This is a genomic window from Pseudomonas sp. Q12-87, from assembly GCF_001269755.1.
Taxonomy (GTDB): domain Bacteria; phylum Pseudomonadota; class Gammaproteobacteria; order Pseudomonadales; family Pseudomonadaceae; genus Aquipseudomonas; species Aquipseudomonas fluorescens_S.
In genome coordinates, this window is sequence record NZ_LHVI01000028.1 from 318,676 (window position 1) to 340,630 (window position 21,955).

The following is a 21,955-nucleotide window of genomic DNA, read 5'->3' on the forward strand; positions in this document are numbered from 1 at the left end:
GAGTAACCCAATGACACCCTTTGCCCTTATCTACACCCTGCATTTACTGGCCGCCCTGATCTGGGTCGGCGGCATGTTCTTCGCCTGGATGATCCTGCGACCCGCCGCAATGACGGCGCTTGAGGGCCCTGCTCGACTCAAGTTATGGGTAGAAGTGTTTCAACGTTTTTTCGTCTGGGTCTGGGTGGCAGTGGTGCTTTTGCCGATCAGCGGCGTAGGCCTGGTTCACGTGCGCTTCGCCGGCTTCGAAACCGCGCCGCGCTATGTGCAGGTCATGATGGGGCTGTATGTGGTGATGACGGCGCTGTTTATCCGGATCCAGGCCTTGCAGTTACCATCGTTGCGCAACGCCGTGACGGCCCAGGACTGGCCGGCGGGTGCGGCAGTATTAGGGAAGATTCGCCAACTGGTGGGGATCAATCTGTTGATCGGGTTGCTGGTGGTAGCCATTGGCGCGGCGCGGCCGATGTTCTGAAAAAAACTCCAATGCCCCTGTGGGAGCGGGCTTGCTCGCGAAGAAGGAGTATCTGGTAGATGAATACTCACTGACCCACCGCCTTCGCGAGCAAGCCCGCTCCCACAGGGTTTGCTACTGATCTTAGAACCGTTGCACCGTCACTGCCCCCGCCGCGCCGGCAGGCCCTGGCTGGCCCTCTGCTCCGGGGCGGCCGCTTTTGCCACCATCGGCAGTATAGACGAGGCAGCCCTTGGCCTTGCCTCCTTTGCCCGGTTTGCCCCCCGGCCCTGGCGCGCCACCGACGCCACCGTCCACGGTCACCTTGATCTGTTCGGCAGGGTAGGCGCGAGGCAGCTCCAGGCGCACCAGTGCACCGGCGGCACCCGGCTGGCCATCGCTGCCATTGCTGCCGTCGGCACCGCGTCCAGCCGAACCCCAGGTGCAACCCGGCGCCTGGCCGTTGGCGCCGTCGAGACCGACGTAGCCCGGCGCACCGGCACCACCGCGAGCATCCACCGACAATAAAGGTGCATTCAGCGCTTCAAAACGCAGATTGAGATCGCGCCCCGGCCGTGCCGCCTTCGTAAAAGTGCCGGGTGCGCCGCGAGCAGTGATCTGGCTGCCATCGGCCATTTCAGCCTGGGCCACTTTCATTGCCAACACCTGTTGAGCCGGCACAATGGCGATTCGCGCTTCACGCCCCAGGTGCAATTGGGCGATGGTCAGCTCAGTGACATTGGACGGCACCAGCAGCGTGCCGTAGTCGGCCACGTCGAGCCGTTCCAGGGCCAAGGTGCTGGTGGTGTTGGGCAGGCGCATCAATGAATGGCTTTCTACCTGGAGCACTTGGGCCGAAGCCCATGGGCACACGAGTGCGGCGAGCAGACACAATTTACGCATGGGAAGCCTCTGGCGCGGTCGGAAGGGTTTGCAGATGGAAGATGCCGAACAGCAGCACTCTGAGGCGATCACGACCCGGCGCAGGGCGACCACGAAAACTGGCCCTGAACAGCAGTAATTCCAGCAGATGGAGCGCCAGCAAAAACGCGCCGGCGAGATTGACCAGCAGATGCAGCGGCTGGACGAACGGCACGATCAAGTTGACCAGCACCACCAGCCAGAACAGCAGGGTCAGCAAGCGACCCAGCCCCCAAAACACCTTCATACGGCCCCCCGGTCGAGCATTATTCTTTGCACGCACAGTAACGGCTTGCGCGCTGGATAAGCCAGAGGGCCAGGCAAATTTAATCTAGCCCGAGCATCCGCCCGCCGGATCGTCTCGTCGACGACCCGGCAGCCCTGGCCCGCGCCTCAACGCTTGATATGCAATTCAACCCGACGGTTCTGCGCCCGCCCTTCGTCGGTCTCGTTGTCAGCTACCGGCTCGCTTTCGCCCTTGCCTTCGCTGGTGAGTTTGCCGGGCGCCAGCCCCTGGGTCAGCAGGTACTCCACGACACTACTGGCCCGGCGCTCGGAAAGCCCCTGGTTGTAGGTGTCGGTCCCGACACTGTCGGTGTGGCCCACCACACGGATACTGGCGACATCGGCATTGCTCAACTTGCCGACGAGCCCATCGAGCTGACTGCGAGCGTCTGCGGTGAGGTTGGACTTGTCGAAATCAAACAGCACTTTGCCGGCGTCGTTGAGGGTGATGACTTCGCTGGTCGGTGCCTGGGGCTCGACCGGCGGAGCGCTGGCCGGGTATTGCGGCAATGGGCACCCGTGATGTTCGACGGGCGTATTGGCAGGCGTATCAGGGCAACGGTCGCGGCGGTCGAACACGCCGTCACCGTCTTCATCGCCGTCCTGGGCATAGCAGATCAAACCACCGCCCAACAGCCCCAACGCGGCGCCGCCGGCAGCCCATCCGCTGCTTTCGATCGCACCCAAGCCACCGCCAACCAGGCCGCCGATCAAGCTGCAGATTGGCCAAGTGCGTTGATTGAGGGGCGCGCTGCCATCGCTGTGCGTGGCGCAACCGGACAATAGGCTGCTCGCCAGCAGCACCGGCAAGGCGGCCTTGATTAGAACATTCATGGTGAAAGCTCCTGTGTCACCGGCCCATACCGGTCACACAGGAGTAAAGACCCGCATCCGCAACTCAACAAGCCGCGCGGGCAAAGGGGTTCAGCGGTTTATCTTGATTTCGGTGCGGCGGTTCAAGGCACGTCCGTCGGCGGTTTTGTTGTCTGCCACCGGCTGGCTTTCGCCGGCACCGGCCACCGAGACAAAACTGGCACGAGGCACGCCCTGTTCGACCAGGTATTGCACGACCGAATTGGCCCGTTTCTCCGACAACCGCTGGTTATAGGCATTGCTGCCGACGCTGTCGGTGTGACCCGTGACCCGCAGCTGCGCGGTGGACGTTTCCTGTTTCAGCCGGGTCGCGACGGTGCTCAGCACTTCCTTGTCGGTTGGGGTCAGCGTGGCTTTGTTGAATTCAAAGTGCACGTCGCGGATCACGATGGTCTCCTCCTTGACCACGACAGGCGCTTCGACCACTGGCGCCGGCGCCGGTGGCGGGCAACCGTCGGCATCGACCTGCACACCCTTCGGCGTGCCCGGGCACTTGTCGCGGCTGTCCGGCACACCATCGCCATCTTCGTCGCCGTCGCCATGAGCCCAGCACCAGCCCGCTGCCACAGTGCCGGCCACCAACGCACCAGGACCGATCCAGGAGCTGCTTTCAATGGCGCCCAATCCCGCGCCAACGACGCCGCCAGTGGCCGCACAGATCGGCCAGTCGGTTTTCTGCAAACCTGCGCAACCAGTCAACACACTGGTGAGCAGAACCAGGGGTAACGCTGTCCGAACGATGCTCATCGGTTTTTCTCCTTGAGGGATCGGCTTTGCGCCGATTCAGGGGAGTAAAGACCCGAGTTCGACTCTGCGCCAGCCTTGGGCATTCGTCGGTTTCGCCGCGTGTTTACGGCCGTTCGACCCGCTCGCGCGCAAACCGCTCTAGGCCATGATGTCCGGGCAGGCTATCGTGAGGGTTCTGACTGAGGAACTTCGATGACCGTTGCCATCTCTTCGCGTACGCCCCAACAAGCCCTGGCGGCCGTGCTTGACCGTTATGCCCCGCAAACGCTGCTGTTGATCGGCGCCGACAGCTTCCCCGCGCTCGAAGCCTTCCAACAGGCGCATCCAGCCACCGAAGTCGTGCATACCGGCCCCGGCGCGCTGCCGGCGGACGTAGCGGCACGGCGTTTTGACCTGGCCCTGGCGCTCGATTGCCTGGAGCATTTGCCCAAGCGCGACGGTCTGAACCTGTTGGGTGGCATCCGCAACCTGAACGCCAGCCGTATCGCCGTGCTGGCGGACCTGAACGCCTGCGGCTGGCAGGAAACGGACTTCTTTTCCCTGGCGTTGCAGGCCAGCGAACGGTTCCAGCGCCAGGATCAGGTCTTGACCCTGTTCACCTACGATCTGCTTGAATACAAACAAGTCCCCGACTGGCTCAACTCCCGTTTTTGGGCCAACCCGGAAAATTTCGGAAAATACTGGTGGTAGCCTTGAACACAATGCACGCACCCATTTGCCCTTGCGGCAGTGGCAACCCACTGCCAGCCTGCTGCGGCCATTACCACGACGGCCATCCGGCGCCCTGCGCCGAAGCCCTGATGCGCTCGCGCTATAGCGCCTATGTGTTGGGTCTGGTGGACTACTTGGTGCACACCACGCTCCCGGCCCAGCAGGACGATCTCGACCGCCAGTCCATCAGCGAGTGGAGCGCCAACAGCACCTGGCTGGGGCTGGAAGTGGAAAGCAGCGAGGTCTTCGGTGGCCAGCCGGAACACGCCTTCGTCACTTTCACGGCCCGCTGGCATGACGGCCAGGGCGAACACAGCCACCGCGAACAGTCTTCATTCGTACAAAACGGCGGGCACTGGTATTTCATCGACCCCACCGTATCGGTCAAGGCCGGACGCAACGACAGCTGCCCGTGCGGCAGCGGACAAAAATTCAAGAAGTGCTGCGCAGGCTACTTCGCGCGCTAATTTCGGAAACGTCCGACGCCCGTCCGCTCTCCAGCGGGCTAGACTGGGGGAAACCAGAGGCACGGATATGAACCATTCACCCTTGCTATTGCGCATCGCTTGCCTGCTGCTGTTCGTCGGGCTCGGCGGCTGCGCGTCATGGCAAGGCGAAGAGGCCCCGGAGCCGCAGGTGCATCTGGTCAAGGTCGAGGTGGTGCGGGCTCGGCTCCTTGAGCAGAAGTTCATGCTGCACTTTCGCGTCGACAACCCTGCCGACAGCGACCTGACCGTACGCGGCCTGACCTACCGCATTCATCTGGGAGACCTGCTGTTGACCGAAGGTGAGCATGAGCATTGGTTCACCGTGGGCCCCAGGCACAGCGCCTTCTTCAAAGTACCGATCCGTACCAACCTGTGGCCGCAAGTGCGGGAGGTAGTGAAACTCCTGGGCAAACCCCGACAGGAGATCCCCTATCGTCTGGAAGGTGAGCTGGAAACCGGATTATTCATCGCCCACTACGTGCACCTGGAGCGCAATGGCGTGATAATCGCCGCCGATTTAATTGCGGAGTAACCCCGATGACCCAGCAGCCTCACGTCCACGGTCCTGATTGCAATCATGATCATGACCATCATCACGACCATGACCACGGCCATGTCCATGGCCCGAACTGCGGCCACGCCCACCAGGAACCGGTGCGCAACGCCCTGAAGGATGTCGGTCGCAATGACCCTTGCCCATGCGGCAACGGCAAGAAGTTCAAGAAGTGCCACGGGGCTTGAGGGTCCGGGCGAAGAACTTCTTCGCCTGCTAGGCCGTTATCGCGAGCAAGCTCGCTCCCACAGGGGATTTGAGGTGAGGCGATATTTAATGATCGCCGAAGAATCAATGTGGGAGCGAGCTTGCTCGCGATGAGGCCGGCACATTCAGTGCCGACCTGTCAGCCCGCCTCCAGAATCCGCCGCACACTGCTCACCGTCGCATACTCGCCGTGCAAGTTGCCCAGGGACATGGCATGCACCTCGCTGGCCGAGCGGGCATTGCCGAAATAGTCGGCCTTATCAAAAGTGAAGCAGGCGTCTTCGGCCACCCAGGTGTCGAATCCCAGGTTGCCGGCCGTGCGCGCTGTGGACTCTACCGAGTTGTTCGTCGCCACGCCGACGATCACCAATTGCCCGATCCCGGCCTTACGCAGGTTTTCTTCCAGACGGGTACCGCTGAACGCATCCGGCACCTGCTTCTGAATCAGCTCTTCACCGGCCATCGGCTCGAATCGTGGTTGAACCTCTACGCCCGCCTGTCCTGGCCAGAACACCGAGTCCGGTGAGCGGGACAGATGGTGGACGTGAATCACTGGCCGCGCCGAATGTCTCCAGAACGCCAGTAATTCCAGCATGCGCAACTCCGCCTCGGGATTGTTGCGGGAGCCGAGCGTGGGATGAAGGATGCCTTTTTGTTGATCGATGAGGATCAACGCTGCGTTTTTCTGTAGCTCCATGCCGGTTTTCTCTTGCTCGGTCATTGATTTTTCCACACTTGAGCATCACCTCTTCCTACAGGCAAGCCTTCGAGCAAAAGAGGACAACCTCCTGCCGTCGATTGTTGTCCCTTCATCACGATGTCTTATCTGGAGCCCTCCCATGATCGACCTGTATTACTGGACCACCCCTAACGGCCATAAAATTTCGCTGTTCCTGGAAGAAGCCGGCCTGCCTTACAAGGTGCACCCGATCAATATCGGCCAAGGCGAGCAATTCAAACCTGAATTCCTCAAGATCGCGCCAAACAACCGCATTCCCGCCATCGTCGACCATGAACCGGCCGACGGCGGCGAACCGATCTCACTGTTTGAATCCGGCGCCATCCTGCTGTACCTGGCGGAAAAAACCGGCCAGTTCCTTCCCAAGGATCTACGCGGGCGGCAAGAAGTCCTGCAATGGCTGTTCTGGCAAATGGGCGGCCTGGGACCGATGGCCGGGCAGAATCATCATTTCAGCCAGTTCGCACCGGAAAAGATCCCCTACGCAATCAAGCGCTATGTCGACGAGACCGCTCGCTTGTACGGCGTTCTGGACCGACGCCTGGCGGACCGTGACTTCGTGGCTGGTAGTGAATACAGCATCGCCGACATGGCGATCTACCCCTGGACGGTGTCCCACAAATGGCAGAGCCAGCGGCTGGAAGACTTCCCTAACGTGCAACGCTGGTTCAACCGCATCAAGGAACGTCCGGCGACCGTGAAGGCCTACGCCCTGGTGGACAAGATCAACCCACCCAAATCCTGAGATGACGCGACGGCGAGGATTCGGTGTCATCCCGAAGGTCAGGATGTCACCGAGCCCGGGCTTTCATCGCCAAATCAACAAATAACCCTCGCCCCCGCTTGCGCGGCCCCCTCCTGCTCACTAACGTAGCGCCTTTATTGGTGCTACCCCCCCGCAGGAGCTTTGCCATGGCCTCGCCAGCCTCTATTTCCTCTTTCCCCCGGCTCGGCGCTGCCGCCGCAGTGGCCAGTGTGCTCGGCTTGAGCGGTTGCCAGACCTGGAATACCCAGGACTCGGTCCCGCCCACTTCCGGCGTACAGCCGCTCAAGGGGCTGGCACAGAACGTCTCGGTTCGACGCAATGCCATGGGCATGCCGCTGATCGAAAGCAACAGCTTCCACGACGCCCTGTTCACCCTCGGCTACGTCCATGCCAGCGACCGCATCACCCAAATGGTGACCCTGCGCCTGCTGGCCCAGGGGCGGTTGGCGGAAATGTCGGGCGCCGAACGGCTGGACGTCGACCGCTACATGCGCGCCGTCAATCTGAAGAAAAACGCCGATGAGCTGTACAAGGCTTCTTCGCCACGGCTCAAGCGTTTCTTCGAGGTCTATGCCCGCGGCGTCAACGCCTACCTGTTCCGCTACCGCGACAAGTTGCCGTCGGACCTGGCCGCCACCGGTTACAAACCCGAATACTGGAAACCGGAAGATTCGGCGCTGATGTTCTGCCTGTTGAACTTCAGCCAGTCGGCCAACCTGCCGGAAGAAATCGCCAGCCTGGTACTGGCCCAGACGGTCACCAACGATAAGCTCGCCTGGCTGAGCCCGTCCTATCCGGACGAGCAACTGCCCTTGGCCGAGGCCGAAAAGCTCCAGGGAATCCGTCTCAACGGCCAGGTTCCGGGGCTGCAGGAGATCAGCAAGGCCACCGGCCAACTGGCTGGGATGAACCTGCTGGGCGCTGCCTCTTCGAGCAACTGGGCCATCGCGCCACAACGCAGTCGCAGCGGCAAGAGCCTGCTGGCCAGCGACAGCCACGGGCCGTTGGGGGTGCCGGCGCTGTGGAGCCCGGTGCAGATCCGGGCACCGAAGTATCAGGCCGCCGGGATTTCCGTGGCGGGTATCCCGATGATCCTGGCGGGCTTCAACGGCAAGGTAGCCTGGAGCATGACCAGCGTCCTGGGAGACAACCAGGACTTGTTTCTGGAAAAAATCCGACGCCAAGGCAATGGCCTTTCCTACGAGGTCAACGGCAAATGGCAGCCGGTAATGGTGCGTAACGAAACCTATTTCATCAAAGGCCAGCGATCGATTCGCGAAGCGGTGTTCGAGACTCGCCATGGCCCATTGCTCAACAGCGCCCAAGGCCTGGCCATGGCCAGCGGCTTTGGCCTGGCGTTGCAGACGCCGAGCTTTACCGACGACAAGACTCTGGACGCGTTTTTCGACCTGTCCCGTGCGCAAAGTGCCGAGAAAGCCTCCGACGCCAGCCGGGAAATCCGTGCGATGGCGGTGAATCTGGTCTTCGCCGATGCCAGTCATATCGGCTGGCAAGTCACCGGCCGCTACCCAAACCGCCGCGAAGGCGAAGGCCTGTTGCCGTCGCCAGGCTGGGACGGCCGCTACGATTGGGATGGCTATGCCGATCCGATGCTGCACCCTTACGACCAGGACCCGGCCCAGGGCTGGCTCGGCACGGCCAACCAGCGCGTCATCCCCCACGGCTACGGCATGCAATTGTCCAACTCCTGGGCCGCACCGGAGCGTGGCGAACGCATGGCCGAACTGGCCGGCGCAGGCAAGCACGACACCCGCAGCCTGACCGCCATGCAATATGACCAGACCACGACCTTCGCGGCCAAGCTCAAGAAAGTCTTCGAAGCGCCGGGCATGGCCCAACCGCTCAAGCAGGCGATCGAAGCGCTGCCGATCAATGAACGGGCCAAGGCCCGCGAGGCCTACACCCGCCTGATGGCGTTCGATGGGCGGCTCAGCCCGACCTCCGCCGACGCGGCGGTTTATGAGCTGTTCCTGCAGGAAAGCATGAAGCAGATTTTCCTCGACGAACTGGGCCCGGACAGCAGTCCGGCGTGGAAAGCATTGATCGCCAATGGTCAGTCGTCCTACTCGGCCCAGGCCGACCATCTGCTGGGACGCGAAGACAGCCCGTTCTGGGACGATGTGCGCACGCCGCAAAAAGAAGACAAGGCCGTTGTCCTGGCCCGCAGCCTGGCCGCCGCTATCAACGCCGGTGACAGCCAACTGGGCGCGGATCACAAGGCCTGGCAATGGGGCAACCTGCATCGCTACGAGTGGAAAAACAGCAGTGGCCAGGTCGTACGCGGCCCGGTTGCGGCCGGTGGCGATGCCAGCACGCTCAACGTGGCGGCGTTTGCCTGGGGCCAGGATTTCTACACCACGCTGGCGCCGGCCATGCGTTTTATCGTCGACTTCGGCCAGCCTGAACCGTTGATGGTGCAGGACGGCGCGGGCCAATCCGGTAACCCGGCGAGCCCGAACTATGTCAATGGCATCGATCCGTGGATCAAGGGGCAGTACCAGAATTTGCCGCTGCAACCACAGAACTTCGATCGGGCCTATGGCAAGACGCGGTTGACCCTGGTGCCTGGCAAGTAACTGCCGACCGGGGCTGAAGACAAGACGCCTGTGGAGGGAGCTTGCTTTCGCTGGACTGCGAAGCAGGCCCCGGCACGTCTACAGGCAGACCGCGTCAGTCGGTGTTACGACTGCTGCGCAGCCGAGCGGGGCAAGCTCCCTCGCCACGGTGATTGGGTGTTGAATTCGGTATCGCGGTTCGACACAAAGCCAGTGTGGGAGCGAGCTTGCTCGTGATGAAGTCAATCCATTCCAGCGAAAACCCAATAGAACTTCTCCCCCCGCCAGCGCCTCTACCTGACAAGCCCATCGCCCCGGTGACTGCATGGATCTTGTCATTGCCCGCCCCGAAGGCCTGTATTGCCCGCCCGGGGATTTCTACATCGACCCGTGGCGTCCGGTAGAACGTTCAGTCATCACCCACGCCCATGGCGACCATGCCCGCAACGGCAACCAACATTACCTGGCAGCGGCGCCCGGCGAAGGCATTCTGCGTTCCCGCCTCGGCCAGGACATCGACCTGCAAACCCTGCCCTACGGCGAACGCCTGCTGCATCACGGCGTGACCTTGAGTTTTCACCCCGCCGGCCATGTGCTGGGCTCGGCCCAGGTGCGGCTGGAATATCAAGGTGAGGTCTGGGTGGCGTCGGGGGATTACAAAGTCGAGCCCGACGGCACCTGTGCGCCCTTCGAACCGGTGAAATGTCATACCTTCATCACGGAATCCACCTTTGGCCTGCCGATTTATCGCTGGCAGCCCCAGACGCAGGTTTTCGACGAGATCAACCAATGGTGGCGCGGGAACATTGCCGCCGGCCGGGCCAGCGTGCTGTTCTGCTATTCCTTTGGCAAGGCCCAGCGGATTCTTCACGGTATCGATGAAAGCCTCGGGCCGATCCTGGCCCACGGGGCCGTGGAGCCGCTGAACCGTGTGTATCGCGAGGCCGGGGTTTATCTGCCGCCAACGATCTACGCCGGCGAGGTGAAAAAGAACGACCCGATCATGGGCCAGGCGTTGGTCATCGCCCCGCCCTCCGCCGGCGGCAATACCTGGATGCGCCGCTTCGGCGACTACAGCGATGCCTTTGCCAGCGGCTGGATGCGCCTGCGCGGCACGCGGCGGCGGCGTGGCGTCGACCGGGGTTTTGTACTGTCCGATCACGCCGACTGGCCCGGCCTGCTCTGGGCCATCGAACAGACTGGCGCCGAGCGGGTCATGGTCACTCACGGTTCGGTCGGCGTGCTGGTGCGCCATTTATGCGAGCAAGGCCTCGACGCCCAAGGGTTCACCACCGAATACGGCGACGACGAAGAAGACCGCGCCGCCACGATCGATGCCGGCGCCGACACCGATTCCGGCGAGGAGGCACCATGAAAGCCTTCGCCGAGCTGTACGCCGAGTTGGATGCCACTACGTCGAGCAATGCCAAGCTCGCCGCTATGCAGAACTACTTCACCCAAGCCCCGCCCGAGGACGCGGCGTGGGCGGTGTATTTCCTTTCCGGCGGGCGCCCACGGCAGCTGGTTCCGGTAAAGATCCTGCGGGAGTTGGCAGTGCAAGTATCCGGGCTCTCGGGGTGGCTGTTCGAAGAAAGCTACCAGGCGGTCGGCGACCTGGCCGAGACCATTTCATTGGTGTTGCCGGAATCGCCCCACAGTTCCGACGAAGGCCTGGCACTGTGGATCGAGGATAAATTGTTGCCGTTGCGGGGTGAGTCGCCGGAAGTCCTGGCACACCGGCTACCGGCATTGTGGGCGCAACTGGACCGGCCAAGCCTGATGTTGTGCATCAAGCTCATTACCGGCAGTTTCCGGGTCGGCGTGTCCAAACTGCTGGTGACCCGCGCCCTGGCCGGCTTGGCCAATCTGGACAGCAAACGGGTGGCCCAACGTATGGTGGGCTATACCGACCTGTCCCATCGTCCAACCGCCGCAGGTTATCTCAAGCTGATCGCAGCTGAATCCTCCGATGAACATGCCCAGCGCGGCGGCCAGCCGTACCCGTTTTTCCTGGCCCATGGGTTGTCCGCGCCAGTGGAGCAGTTCGATACGCTGCTGGGCCCGGCCAGTGATTGGCAAGTGGAATGGAAGTGGGACGGCATCCGCTCCCAGGTGATCAAGCGCGACGGCCACCTGTGGGTCTGGTCCCGGGGTGAGGATCTGGTAACCGACCGTTTCCCCGAACTGCATGCCCTCGCGCAGGCGCTGCCCGACGGTACGGTGATCGACGGCGAAATCGTGGTGTGGAAAACTTCCCGGCCGAAAACCGAGGACGCCTTCGATCCGGACACGCTGCTGCAACCGGCCGTGCAGCCCTTCGCCCTGTTGCAACAGCGCATCGGGCGCAAGACCCTGGGCAAGAAAATCCTCGAAGATGCCCCCGTGGTGGTGATGGCCTACGACCTGCTGGAATGGCAGGGCGAGGACTGGCGCAGCCGCCCCCAAGTCGAACGCCGCGAACAATTGGAAGCACTGCTTGCCCGCGTCCATAGCCCGGTGCTGTTGCCATCACCGATTGTCACCGGTCCGGACTGGCTCGACCTGGCCCGGCAGCGCGAAGCCTCTCGCAGCCTCGGCGTCGAAGGCATGATGCTCAAGGCTCGCAACGCGCTGTACGGCGTCGGTCGCACCAAAGACATGGGCGTGTGGTGGAAGTGGAAAATCGACCCGTTCAGCGTCGACGCGGTGCTCATCTATGCCCAGCGCGGCCATGGCCGGCGTGCCAGTCTGTACAGCGATTACACCTTCGCCGTATGGGATAACCCGCCGGGCAGCCGCGAACGGACCCTGGTGCCCTTTGCCAAGGCCTATTCGGGGCTGACCGATGAAGAAATGCGCCAGGTCGACAGCATCGTGCGCAAGACCACCGTGGAAAAATTCGGGCCCGTGAGCAGTGTCACGCCCACCCTGGTGTTCGAACTGGGCTTCGAGGGCATCGCCCTGTCCAAGCGCCACAAGAGCGGGATCGCCGTGCGGTTTCCGCGAATGTTGCGCTGGCGCCGGGACAAAGGCGTCGACGAGGCCGACACGCTGGTGACACTTCAGGATCTGTTGAAAAGCTGACCCCCCTCCCGGGCCAGGCTGCTGAACGCCGGCGTGACTATCAAGGCGATGCATTTCATAGTGTACTTCTCCACAGTCTAGCTGAGGCGCGTTGGTGCTCTGCCCCTTCGCTCTAGACAATAGTCACTATGTAACACGGATGAAAAAAAGTGTGAGTCGTCAATGACGGCATCTAAGTATATGCATGTGTTAAATAGGCGATTTAGCGCATCTAAAAAACTATTGATACTCCGCGCACTAGCAGTTTTTCTGACGCCGTAATTGCGTCACCTGCGCCTTCATCATGATAATAAAAAACCGCCTTGCTCTTTCAAAGCGCACTGCTAACGTGACATCAGACCCGTCATTTATTTTAGTGTCTCCATCGTCCAGATCCTGCGCCAAGCCGATTATGCAACCATGAAAGGGATGCAATCATTCGGGGAGTGCCAGCCCCTTCCCAGGGTGAAGCCGAGCGGGACCGCCCCCCAATGGCATGTTGAATCCAGAACGTGCCACCCATACGAGTAGGGAGCCTGCCATGCGCGCAGAGAAGCGGTTCCAGTCGCTGGACAGTTTCAGGGGATTGATGGCCATTTCAGTGATGCTTTATCACTTACGTGTCAGCGGCAGCTTTACCGAATGGTTGTTATTTCGCCATGCCGAAGTATTTGTATCTTTCTTTTTTGTATTGAGTGGCTTTGTCTTGACGCATGCTTATGGCCGTTCCGTACAGTTTAACTTTCGAAAGTTCTTCATCACACGAACCTTCCGCTTGCTACCCCTGCACCTCTTTATGCTGAGTATTTTTGTACTGTTAGAGTGCGGCAGATACATGGCTGCTCAAAAAGGCATGGACTTCAACAACTCACCCTTTTCAGGGAAGTTTGCCCCTTCCGAAATCCTGCCGAATGCACTGCTGTTGCAATCCTGGACGCATTTGACTGAGCCACTGTCGTTCAACTTTCCATCGTGGAGCATCAGTATCGAGTATTACACCTATATGATCTTCGCCCTGATCCTGAGCATCGCTTTCGGCGCCAAGACGTGGGTATGGGTGACGGTGGTGTTCGTGGCCTTGGCGCTGATGTATGCAAGCAATACCTTCTTTACCGTCGAGTCGCTGCGGGGCCTCGCCTACTTTTTCACCGGCTGCCTGGCTTACGCCGTGTACCTGAGGCTCCCCCACCCCACACAGGCCCAAACCTGGTTGCTGACAACGTTTGAAGTGGTGGCGGTGATCGTGGTGCTGGTTTTCGTGATCAATGATTTTGCAGGCAAGCAGTTGTGGGCCAGCCCGTTGTTCGGTGCCATCGTGGTGATATTCGCCTTTGATCGCGGCGCTGTGTCACGGTTGTTGGCGGGCCGTGGCTTCGGTTTCCTCGGCAAATTGTCTTATTCCATCTACCTGACCCACGCGGCCGTTCTGTTTTGCGTAGTGTCGGCGTTCATGGTGGCGAAAAAAATCTCAGGCGTTGACATTGCACCGGTGATCGACGGGACTCGTTATCTGGACCTCGGTAATGTGCTGCTTAATAACCTCATCGCTTTGCTGGTAGCGGGATCAGTCGTCCTGGTGTCGATGTTCACCTACCGATATGTCGAAATGACCGGGCAATCCCTTGGTCGAGCGCTTAGTAACACCCCCGCCCACAGCCGTCCGGTATTAAGGCCTGATACCGAGGTTTGAAAAAACCGCGATTAAAACCTTCAGGCCGCTGCGGCTTCGCTGTGAAGGGCCTGCTCCAGCACGATCAGCACACGATGTTTTGAACAGCGGCCACTTCCTTGCCACTTGAGCGATAGAACACAGAGTCGGCACCATCCTGGTGCGCCTTTTAAGGTACGCTCGTACCCGCGCACCATCGCGCTCCGTGACCGGCCGCCGTGGCTTTTAAAACACTTGTTCGGCACTGTGGTTCGGAAATTGCTACCTTTATGCCGTCATACCGTTCTCGCCTTCACCGGTAACAATACTTACGCGCCACAAGCGCTCATATTGGTTTTAGGGATTGAATAATGAAAAAAGCACTGCTGACCCTTTCTGCACTGGCGTTGTGCATGGCCGCTGGCGTGGCCACGGCCAAGGAATACAAGGAACTGCGTTTTGGTGTCGACCCGTCCTACGCCCCGTTTGAGTCCAAGGCCGCCGACGGCAGCCTGGTCGGTTTCGACATCGACCTGGGCAATGCGATCTGCGCGGAGCTGAAGGTCAAATGCAAATGGGTCGAAAGTGATTTCGACGGCATGATTCCGGGCCTCAAGGCCAATAAATTCGACGGTGTGATCTCTTCCATGACCGTGACCCCGGCCCGCGAGAAAGTCATCGACTTCTCCGCCGAGCTGTTCTCCGGCCCAACCTCCCTCGTGTTCAAGAAAGGCTCGGGCCTGTCTGAAGACATCGCGTCGCTCAAAGGCAAGACCGTCGGCTACGAGCAAGGCACCATCCAGGAAGCCTATGCCAAAGCCGTGCTGGACAAGGCGGGCGTCAAGACCCAGGCCTATCAGAACCAGGACCAGGTCTACGCCGACCTGACTTCCGGCCGTCTCGACGCCTCCATCCAGGACATGCTGCAAGCCGAGCTGGGCTTCCTGAAATCGCCACAAGGCGCCGACTACGAAGTCAGCAAGCCTGTGGACAGCGAGCTGTTGCCTGCCAAGACTGCGATCGGTATCAAGAAAGGTAACAACGAGCTGAAGGCACTTTTGGATAAAGGTATCAAAGCGTTACACGATGACGGCAAGTACGCCGAGATCCAGAAAAAACACTTTGGCGATCTGAATCTGTACAGCGGCAAATAATGCGCTGCGCCCATCCGGTCTCGGATGGGCGCTTTTTTCCTGCCAAAGGCCTCTTTCATGTTCGAACAACTCCTACAAAATCTGGGGCTCTCCGCCTTCAGCCTGAAGGGCTTTGGCCCGCTGCTGATGCAGGGCACCTGGATGACCATCAAGCTGTCGGCCCTGTCCTTGCTGTTGAGCGTCTTGCTCGGCCTGCTGGGCGCCAGTGCCAAGCTGTCCAGCGTCAAACTCCTGCGAATTCCTGCCCAGCTCTACACCACGCTGATTCGCGGCGTGCCGGACCTGGTGCTGATGCTGCTGATTTTCTACAGCCTGCAAACCTGGCTGACCTCGTTTACCGACTTCATGGAATGGGAATACATCGAGATCGACCCATTCGGCGCTGGGGTCATCACCCTGGGCTTCATTTATGGCGCGTACTTCACCGAGACCTTTCGCGGCGCGATCCTCGCAGTGCCCCGGGGCCAGGTCGAAGCCGCCACGGCGTATGGCCTCAAACGTGGCCAGCGCTTTCGCTTCGTGGTATTCCCACAAATGATGCGCTTCGCCCTGCCGGGGATCGGCAACAACTGGATGGTGATGCTCAAGGCCACCGCGCTGGTGTCGATCATTGGCCTGGCCGACCTGGTCAAGGCGGCCCAAGACGCGGGCAAGAGCACCTATCAACTGTTTTACTTCCTGGTCCTGGCGGCCCTGATCTACCTGCTGATCACCAGCGCCTCCAACTTCATCCTGCGCTGGCTTGAACGCCGCTACGCCGCAGGCGCGCGGGAGGCCGTGCGATGATCGAGCTCCTGCAAGAATACTGGCGGCCATTTCTCTACAGCGACGGTGTCAATGTCACCGGCCTGGCCATGACCCTCTGGCTGCTCAGCGCCTCGCTGCTGATCGGCTTCCTGGTGTCGATCCCGCTGTCCATCGCCCGGGTTTCGTCCAAGGTCTACGTGCGCTGGCCGGTGCAGTTCTACACGTACCTGTTCCGTGGCACGCCGCTTTATATCCAATTGCTGATCTGCTACACCGGCATCTACAGCATCGCTGCGGTGCGCGCCCAGCCGTTGCTCGACAGTTTCTTTCGCGATGCGATGAACTGCACGATCCTGGCGTTCGCCTTGAACACCTGCGCCTACACCACGGAAATTTTCGCCGGGGCGATTCGCAGCATGAACCATGGCGAAGTCGAAGCGGCCAAGGCCTATGGCCTGACCGGCTGGAAGCTGTACGCCTATGTGATCATGCCTTCGGCCCTGCGACGCTCGCTGCCGTATTACAGCAACGAAGTGATCTTGATGTTGCACTCGACGACCGTGGCGTTCACCGCTACCGTTCCAGACGTGCTGAAAGTCGCGCGGGACGCCAACTCGGCCACGTTCCTGACGTTCCAATCGTTCGGGATCGCCGCGTTGATCTACCTGACCGTCACCTTCGCACTGGTGGGCCTATTCCGTCTCGCCGAACGCCGCTGGCTGGCCTTTCTCGGGCCGACCCACTAGGGCTTTTGTTCCAGGACACACATTCAAATGCGCCACCAGATTCATGACCTGCAGGCCCCGGTGCCAGGAACTGCACGCAAGGTCCACAGCTTCCACTTCGGCCCGGAAAAAGCCGTTGGCAAGATCTACATCCAGTCATCCCTGCACGCCGATGAGCTGCCCGGCATGCTGGTCGCCTGGCACCTCAAGCAACGCCTGGCGGAGCTGGAGGCGTCAGGTCACTTGCGGCACGAGATCGTGCTGGTGCCGGTCGCCAACCCCATCGGCCTCGAACAAGTGCTGATGGACGTGCCCCTGGGCCGCTATGAAATGGAGAGCGGGCAGAACTTCAATCGCCGGTTCGTCGACCTGAGCGAGGAGATCGGCAACGAAATCCAGGACCTGCTCAGCGACGACCCGCAGCACAACCTGATGCTGATCCGCACCAGCCTGCGCGATGCCCTGGCGCGGCAGACGGCCGGCACGCAATTGCAATCCCTGCGCCTGGTGCTGCAGCGACTGGCTTGCGACGCCGACATGGTGCTGGACCTGCATTGCGACTTCGAAGCCGTGACCCACCTCTACACCACGCCCGAGGCCTGGCCACAGGTGGAACCGCTGGCCCGCTACATCGGTGCCGAAGCCAGCCTGCTGGCCACCGATTCGGGCGGCCAGTCCTTCGACGAATGCTTCACGTTGCTGTGGTGGCAGCTCAAGGAACGCTTCGGCGACCGCTTCGAAATTCCCTTGGGCAGCTTTTCGGTCACCGTGGAATTGCGCGGCCAGGGCGACGTCAACCACGGTCTGGCGAGCCTCGACTGCCAGGCATTGATCGAATACCTGATCCGCTTCGGCGCCATCGACGGCGAACCGATGCCCATGCCCGAGCTGCCCTACCCCGCCACGCCGCTGGCCGGTGTCGAGCCGGTGGCGACGCCCGTGGGCGGGTTGCTGGTCTACAACGTCCTGCCCGGCGAATACCTGGAGGCGGGGCAACTGATCGCGGAAATCATCGACCCGGTCAGCGACACCGTCATTCCCGTTCATTGCCGTAACGCCGGGCTGCTATATGCCCGTTCGCTGCGCCGCATGGCCACCGCCGGCATGGTGATCGCCCATGTCGCCGGCACCGAAGCCTACCGCAGCGGCTACCTACTTTCGCCTTGAGGATGCATGCTCCATGTACAAACTGACCATCGAAGGCCTGCATAAAAGCTATGGCGAACATGAGGTGCTCAAAGGCGTTTCGCTCAAGGCCAAGACCGGCGACGTCATCAGCCTGATTGGCGCCAGCGGCTCGGGCAAAAGCACCTTCTTGCGCTGCATCAACTTCCTGGAACAACCCAACGACGGCGCCATGAGCCTGGACGGCCAGCCGATCCAGATGATCAAGGACCGCCACGGCATGCACGTGGCCGACGCCGATGAACTGCAACGCATCCGCACGCGCCTGGCCATGGTATTCCAGCACTTCAACCTGTGGAGCCACATGACGGTGCTGGAAAACATCACCATGGCGCCACGCAGGGTGCTGGGGATCAGCAAGCAGGAAGCGGACGACCGCGCCCACCGTTACCTCGACAAGGTCGGCCTGCCGGCGCGGGTCGCCGGGCAATACCCGGCGTTCCTTTCCGGCGGCCAGCAACAACGCGTGGCCATCGCCCGCGCGCTGGCGATGGAGCCGGAAGTGATGCTGTTCGACGAACCCACCTCGGCGCTGGACCCGGAGCTGGTCGGCGAGGTACTGAAGGTGATCCAAGGCTTGGCTGAAGAAGGCCGGACCATGATCATGGTGACCCACGAAATGAGCTTCGCCCGCAAAGTTTCCAACCAGGTGCTGTTCCTGCACCAAGGCTTGGTGGAAGAAGAAGGCGCGCCGGAAGACGTGCTGGGCAACCCCACCAGTGAACGGCTCAAGCAGTTCCTCAGTGGCAACCTGAAGTAAACCTCGGCACACCTGGCAGCCCGCTTTTGGGACAGGCCGTTTTTGTGGCGAGGGAGCTTGCTCCCGCTGGGGCGCGAAGCGGCCCCCTGTCCTTCACTGACATACTGCCGGGGGGAGGCTGCGCCTCCAGCGGGAGCAAGCTCCCTCGCCACAAAAGCACGCTCCGCCATAAAACCTTTCCTGTCCCGTCGCGGTCACTGAAGAAGGACCTTCAGGGCACGCGCGGCAGGCATGGCGACAACCAACAACTTCGCAAACCAATGGTTCAGCGCCCGCGGCTGGAAACCGTTCGCCTTTCAAAAACAGGTGTGGAGCGCGGTCAAGCGTGGCGAGTCCGGGCTGCTGCACGCCAGCACCGGCGCTGGCAAGACCTACGCCGTATGGTTCGCCGCCCTCAACCGTTTCGCCCGCCCCGCCCCACCACTGGATAAACCCCGCAAGCGCAAACCGCCGGCCGAGCCGTTGACCGTCCTGTGGATAACACCGATGCGCGCATTGGCCGCCGACACCGGCAAAGCCCTCGAAGCGCCGCTGGCAGAGCTGCACCTGCCTTGGAGCATTGGCCTGCGCACCGGCGATACCAGCGCCAACGAGCGCGCCCGCCAGGGTCGTCGCCTGCCCACCGCCCTGATTACCACGCCCGAAAGCCTGACGCTGATGCTTGCCCGGGCCGATGCACACAGCGCCACGTCAACGCTGCGCATGGTCGTGGTGGACGAATGGCATGAGCTGATCGGCAACAAACGGGGGGTGCAGTTGCAACTGGCCTTGGCCCGCTTGAGGCACTGGCATCCCGAGCTGATCGTTTGGGGTGTGTCCGCCACGTTGGGCAACCAGACCCACGCCGAGCAGGTGTTGATCCCGCAAGGCGACGGCGTCAGCGTGCAAGGAGCCAACGGCAAGGCGCTGCTGGTCGACACGCTGCTGCCCCCGGCACAGGAACGCTTTCCGTGGGCGGGACACATCGGGTTAAAGATGCTGCCCCAGGTCGTCGTCGAGATCGATGCCAGTAACAGTTGCCTGGTCTTCACCAACACCCGAGCCCAAGCCGAAATCTGGTATCAGGCGATCCTTGAAGCGCGCCCCGACTGGGCGGGGTTGATCGCGTTGCACCACAGCTCGTTGTCCCGCGACACCCGGGATTGGGTCGAGGGGGCGTTGAAGGATGGTCAACTGAAGGCCGTGGTATGCACCTCGAGCCTGGACCTGGGGGTGGATTTCTTGCCGGTGGAGCGAGTGCTGCAAATCGGCTCGGCCAAAGGCGTGGCGCGGCTGATGCAGCGTGCCGGACGCTCCGGGCATGCGCCAGGGCGAACCTCGCGGGTGACCCTGGTGCCAACCCACAGCCTGGAGCTGATCGAGGCCGCCGCCGCCCAGGATGCCGTGGCCCAACGGCGCATCGAACCTCGCGAATCGCCCCACAAGCCCTTGGATGTGCTGGTACAGCACTTGGTCAGCATGGCCTTGGGGGGCGGCTTCGTTCCCGAAGAATTGTTCGAGGAAGTACGCGGCGCCTGGGCCTATCGCGACCTGAACCAGGCCGAATGGGCCTGGGCCCTGGCGTTCGTGCGTCACGGTGGCCTCTCGCTGACCGCTTATCCCGATTACCGGCGGGTCGAGCCGGACGAACATGGCATCTGGCGTGTCCCGGATGCGCGCCTGGCCCGCCGCCATCGCATGAGCATCGGCACCATCGTCAGCGATGCGAGCCTGCAGTTGAAATTCTGGAGCAAGGGTGGAGGCGGCAAGACGCTGGGCAGCGTGGAAGAAGGTTTCATTGCCCGCCTGCGACCCGGCGACGGGTTTCTCTTCGCCGGCCGATTGCTGGAGCTGGTCCGGGTGGAGGACATGACCGCTTATGTACGCCGCAGCCAGGCCAAGAAAGCTGCCGTGCCGCGCTGGAACGGCGGGCGCATGCCACTTTCCAGCGAACTGGCGGCGGCCGTCGTGGCCCGTTTGAGCGAGGCCGCCGCGGGGCGCTTCGAAGGCCCGGAAATGCGCGCCGTACAACCGCTGTTATTGACTCAGCAACGCTGGTCCGGCTTGCCCACCCAAACCACATTGCTGGCCGAAGCGCTCAAGTCCAGGGAAGGCTGGCATCTGTTCCTGTACCCGTTCGCCGGACGCCAGGTTCACCTGGGACTGGCCAGCCTGCTGGCCTGGCGGGTCAGTCGGCAACAGCCGGTGACGTTTTCCATCGCCGTCAACGATTACGGGCTGGAACTGCTCAGCGCCACGGCGGTGGATTGGGCGCGATACCTCACCCCCGGATTGCTCGGCGCCGATCACTTGCTGACCGACGTGCTCGCGAGCCTGAACGCCGGGGAGCTGGCGCTGCGGCGCTTTCGAGAAATTGCCCGGATTGCCGGGCTGGTCTTCGCCGGTTACCCCGGCGCGCCGAAAAGCACCCGTCAAGTCCAGGCGTCCAGTGGCCTGTTTTTCCAGGTATTCAAGCAATACGACGCCGACAACCTGCTGCTCGCCCAAGCCGGGGAGGAAGTCTTGCGTGAAGAATTGGATATCCATCGATTGGAGCAAACCTTGGAACGACTCAGTACCTTGAAGCTGGACCTGCATCTCATCAAACGCCCCACCCCGCTGGGTTTCCCGTTGCTGGTGGAGCGGTTCCGGGAAAGCATGAGCTCGGAAAAACTCGCCGATCGCATCCGGCGAATGGTGAGCGAGCTGGAAAAAACCGCCGACCGTGGTGACGCCTGATGCCGGCGCCCTATCCCATCAACCTGGCCGGCGAGGAGCTCTGGTTGCTGCCGGAGAAAGCCCTGTACTGGCCCGCCCAGGAAACCCTGATGGTGGCCGATGTGCATTTCGGCAAGGCTGCTGCCTACCGCAGCCTGGGCCAGCCGGTCCCCCACGGCACGACCGCCAGCAACATCGCAGCGCTGGACGCTTTGCTGGCGAGCCTGCCGTGTCGACAGTTGATTTTTCTCGGAGACTTTCTCCACGGCCCCGGTTCTCACGCGCCCGGCACCCTGAAGGCGCTTTCCGATTGGCGTGAGCGACATCCGCACCTGGCGATAACGCTGATTCGGGGCAACCATGACAAACGCGCCGGCGACCCACCGCCAGCGCTGAACATTCGCGTCGTTCCGGAGCCTTTGCTGCTCGGCCCCTTCGCCGTGCAACACGAGCCCACCCCACACCCCTGCCGCCACGTGCTGGCCGGCCATGTGCACCCGGTCTACCACCTGAGCGGCAAGGGTCGGCAGCGCCTGCGCCTGGCGTGCTTCCGGCTGGGCCACGAAATCAGCCTGCTGCCAGCCTTCGGCGCGTTCACGGGCGGCTATCGGGTCGAGCAGGACAACGACTGCAGGATTTTTGTCATCGGCGATAACGAAATATGGCCCATCAGCTAA

The 21,955-nt window shown here is 61.7% G+C and carries 22 protein-coding genes; 17 read left to right on the forward strand and 5 right to left on the reverse strand.

Annotated features, from left to right (window positions below; translation table 11 throughout):
* Positions 1-10 precede the first annotated feature (10 nt).
* Complete coding sequence (locus AD663_RS20960) at positions 11-475, forward strand: CopD family protein (protein WP_053214473.1); 465 nt, start codon at positions 11-13, stop codon at positions 473-475.
* A 123-nt stretch (positions 476-598) separates the two neighbouring features.
* Here AD663_RS20960 and AD663_RS20965 read toward each other — a convergent pair whose 3' ends face one another.
* From AD663_RS20965 to AD663_RS20980, 4 genes are all read right to left on the reverse strand, one after another.
* Positions 599-1,357 carry a hypothetical protein gene (locus tag AD663_RS20965; protein WP_053214474.1) on the reverse strand — a complete coding sequence of 253 codons (759 nt, stop codon included), beginning with the start codon at positions 1,355-1,357 and terminating at the stop codon, positions 599-601.
* On the reverse strand, positions 1,350-1,622 hold the full coding sequence (locus AD663_RS20970) for a DUF1145 domain-containing protein (RefSeq protein ID WP_003184710.1): 273 nt from the start codon (positions 1,620-1,622) through the stop codon (positions 1,350-1,352). The genes AD663_RS20965 and AD663_RS20970 overlap by 8 nt, the downstream gene beginning before the upstream one ends.
* 146 nt (positions 1,623-1,768) lie before the next feature.
* Positions 1,769-2,494 carry an OmpA family protein gene (locus tag AD663_RS20975; protein ID WP_003184712.1) on the reverse strand — a complete coding sequence of 242 codons (726 nt, stop codon included), beginning with the start codon at positions 2,492-2,494 and terminating at the stop codon, positions 1,769-1,771.
* Between the two features lie 90 nt (positions 2,495-2,584).
* The gene (locus AD663_RS20980; protein ID WP_003184714.1) at positions 2,585-3,280 is read right to left on the reverse strand and encodes an OmpA family protein; all 696 of its coding nucleotides are present in this window, start codon (positions 3,278-3,280) and stop codon (positions 2,585-2,587) included.
* A gap of 192 nt (positions 3,281-3,472) precedes the next feature.
* Here AD663_RS20980 and AD663_RS20985 point away from each other — a divergent pair, with 192 nt between their 5' ends.
* The 4 genes from AD663_RS20985 (at position 3,473) to AD663_RS21000 (ending at position 5,220) form a co-directional block, all read left to right on the forward strand.
* Positions 3,473-3,970 (forward strand): DUF6231 family protein, encoded by a 498-nt coding sequence (locus AD663_RS20985; RefSeq protein WP_003184716.1) that lies wholly within the window; start codon positions 3,473-3,475, stop codon positions 3,968-3,970.
* Between the two features lie 11 nt (positions 3,971-3,981).
* Complete coding sequence (locus tag AD663_RS20990; protein ID WP_033046234.1) at positions 3,982-4,458, forward strand: YchJ family protein; 477 nt, start codon at positions 3,982-3,984, stop codon at positions 4,456-4,458.
* 67 nt (positions 4,459-4,525) lie between these two features.
* Positions 4,526-5,011 carry an LEA type 2 family protein gene (locus tag AD663_RS20995; protein WP_003184721.1) on the forward strand — a complete coding sequence of 162 codons (486 nt, stop codon included), beginning with the start codon at positions 4,526-4,528 and terminating at the stop codon, positions 5,009-5,011.
* Positions 5,012-5,016: 5 nt separating this feature from the next.
* A complete protein-coding gene (locus AD663_RS21000) occupies positions 5,017-5,220 on the forward strand; it encodes an SEC-C metal-binding domain-containing protein (RefSeq protein ID WP_003198420.1) in 204 nt (67 codons plus the stop codon).
* A gap of 158 nt (positions 5,221-5,378) precedes the next feature.
* On the opposite strand, the gene AD663_RS21005 is transcribed toward AD663_RS21000, so the two are convergent.
* Positions 5,379-5,936, reverse strand: a complete 558-nt coding sequence (locus AD663_RS21005; RefSeq protein WP_003184723.1) for a cysteine hydrolase family protein — start codon at positions 5,934-5,936, stop codon at positions 5,379-5,381.
* A 142-nt stretch (positions 5,937-6,078) separates the two neighbouring features.
* Here AD663_RS21005 and AD663_RS21010 point away from each other — a divergent pair, with 142 nt between their 5' ends.
* The 12 genes from AD663_RS21010 to pdeM all read left to right on the forward strand — a co-directional run bounded on the left by AD663_RS21010 (position 6,079) and on the right by pdeM (position 21,955).
* Positions 6,079-6,723: a glutathione binding-like protein gene (locus tag AD663_RS21010; protein WP_003184725.1), complete on the forward strand. Its 645-nt coding sequence runs from the start codon at positions 6,079-6,081 to the stop codon at positions 6,721-6,723.
* A gap of 167 nt (positions 6,724-6,890) precedes the next feature.
* Complete coding sequence (locus tag AD663_RS21015) at positions 6,891-9,341, forward strand: penicillin acylase family protein (protein ID WP_053214475.1); 2,451 nt, start codon at positions 6,891-6,893, stop codon at positions 9,339-9,341.
* 304 nt (positions 9,342-9,645) lie between these two features.
* A complete protein-coding gene (locus tag AD663_RS21020) occupies positions 9,646-10,695 on the forward strand; it encodes a ligase-associated DNA damage response exonuclease (RefSeq protein ID WP_003184729.1) in 1,050 nt (349 codons plus the stop codon).
* Positions 10,692-12,383 carry an ATP-dependent DNA ligase gene (locus AD663_RS21025; protein ID WP_003184732.1) on the forward strand — a complete coding sequence of 564 codons (1,692 nt, stop codon included), beginning with the start codon at positions 10,692-10,694 and terminating at the stop codon, positions 12,381-12,383. The genes AD663_RS21020 and AD663_RS21025 overlap by 4 nt, the downstream gene beginning before the upstream one ends.
* A gap of 520 nt (positions 12,384-12,903) precedes the next feature.
* Positions 12,904-14,052: an acyltransferase gene (locus AD663_RS21030; protein WP_003184733.1), complete on the forward strand. Its 1,149-nt coding sequence runs from the start codon at positions 12,904-12,906 to the stop codon at positions 14,050-14,052.
* A 329-nt stretch (positions 14,053-14,381) separates the two neighbouring features.
* Positions 14,382-15,164 carry a transporter substrate-binding domain-containing protein gene (locus tag AD663_RS21035; RefSeq protein ID WP_003184735.1) on the forward strand — a complete coding sequence of 261 codons (783 nt, stop codon included), beginning with the start codon at positions 14,382-14,384 and terminating at the stop codon, positions 15,162-15,164.
* A gap of 57 nt (positions 15,165-15,221) precedes the next feature.
* Positions 15,222-15,950, forward strand: coding sequence for an ABC transporter permease (locus AD663_RS21040; RefSeq protein ID WP_003184737.1), 729 nt, complete (start codon positions 15,222-15,224; stop codon positions 15,948-15,950).
* Positions 15,947-16,657 carry an ABC transporter permease gene (locus AD663_RS21045; RefSeq protein ID WP_003184739.1) on the forward strand — a complete coding sequence of 237 codons (711 nt, stop codon included), beginning with the start codon at positions 15,947-15,949 and terminating at the stop codon, positions 16,655-16,657. The genes AD663_RS21040 and AD663_RS21045 overlap by 4 nt, the downstream gene beginning before the upstream one ends.
* A 27-nt stretch (positions 16,658-16,684) precedes the next feature.
* A complete protein-coding gene (locus AD663_RS21050; protein WP_003184740.1) occupies positions 16,685-17,803 on the forward strand; it encodes a succinylglutamate desuccinylase/aspartoacylase family protein in 1,119 nt (372 codons plus the stop codon).
* 13 nt (positions 17,804-17,816) lie between these two features.
* Positions 17,817-18,581, forward strand: a complete 765-nt coding sequence (locus tag AD663_RS21055; RefSeq protein ID WP_003184742.1) for an ABC transporter ATP-binding protein — start codon at positions 17,817-17,819, stop codon at positions 18,579-18,581.
* Between the two features lie 231 nt (positions 18,582-18,812).
* A complete protein-coding gene (locus tag AD663_RS21060; protein WP_053214476.1) occupies positions 18,813-21,299 on the forward strand; it encodes a ligase-associated DNA damage response DEXH box helicase in 2,487 nt (828 codons plus the stop codon).
* On the forward strand, positions 21,299-21,955 hold the full coding sequence (pdeM, locus tag AD663_RS21065; protein WP_053214477.1) for a ligase-associated DNA damage response endonuclease PdeM: 657 nt from the start codon (positions 21,299-21,301) through the stop codon (positions 21,953-21,955). The genes AD663_RS21060 and pdeM overlap by 1 nt, the downstream gene beginning before the upstream one ends.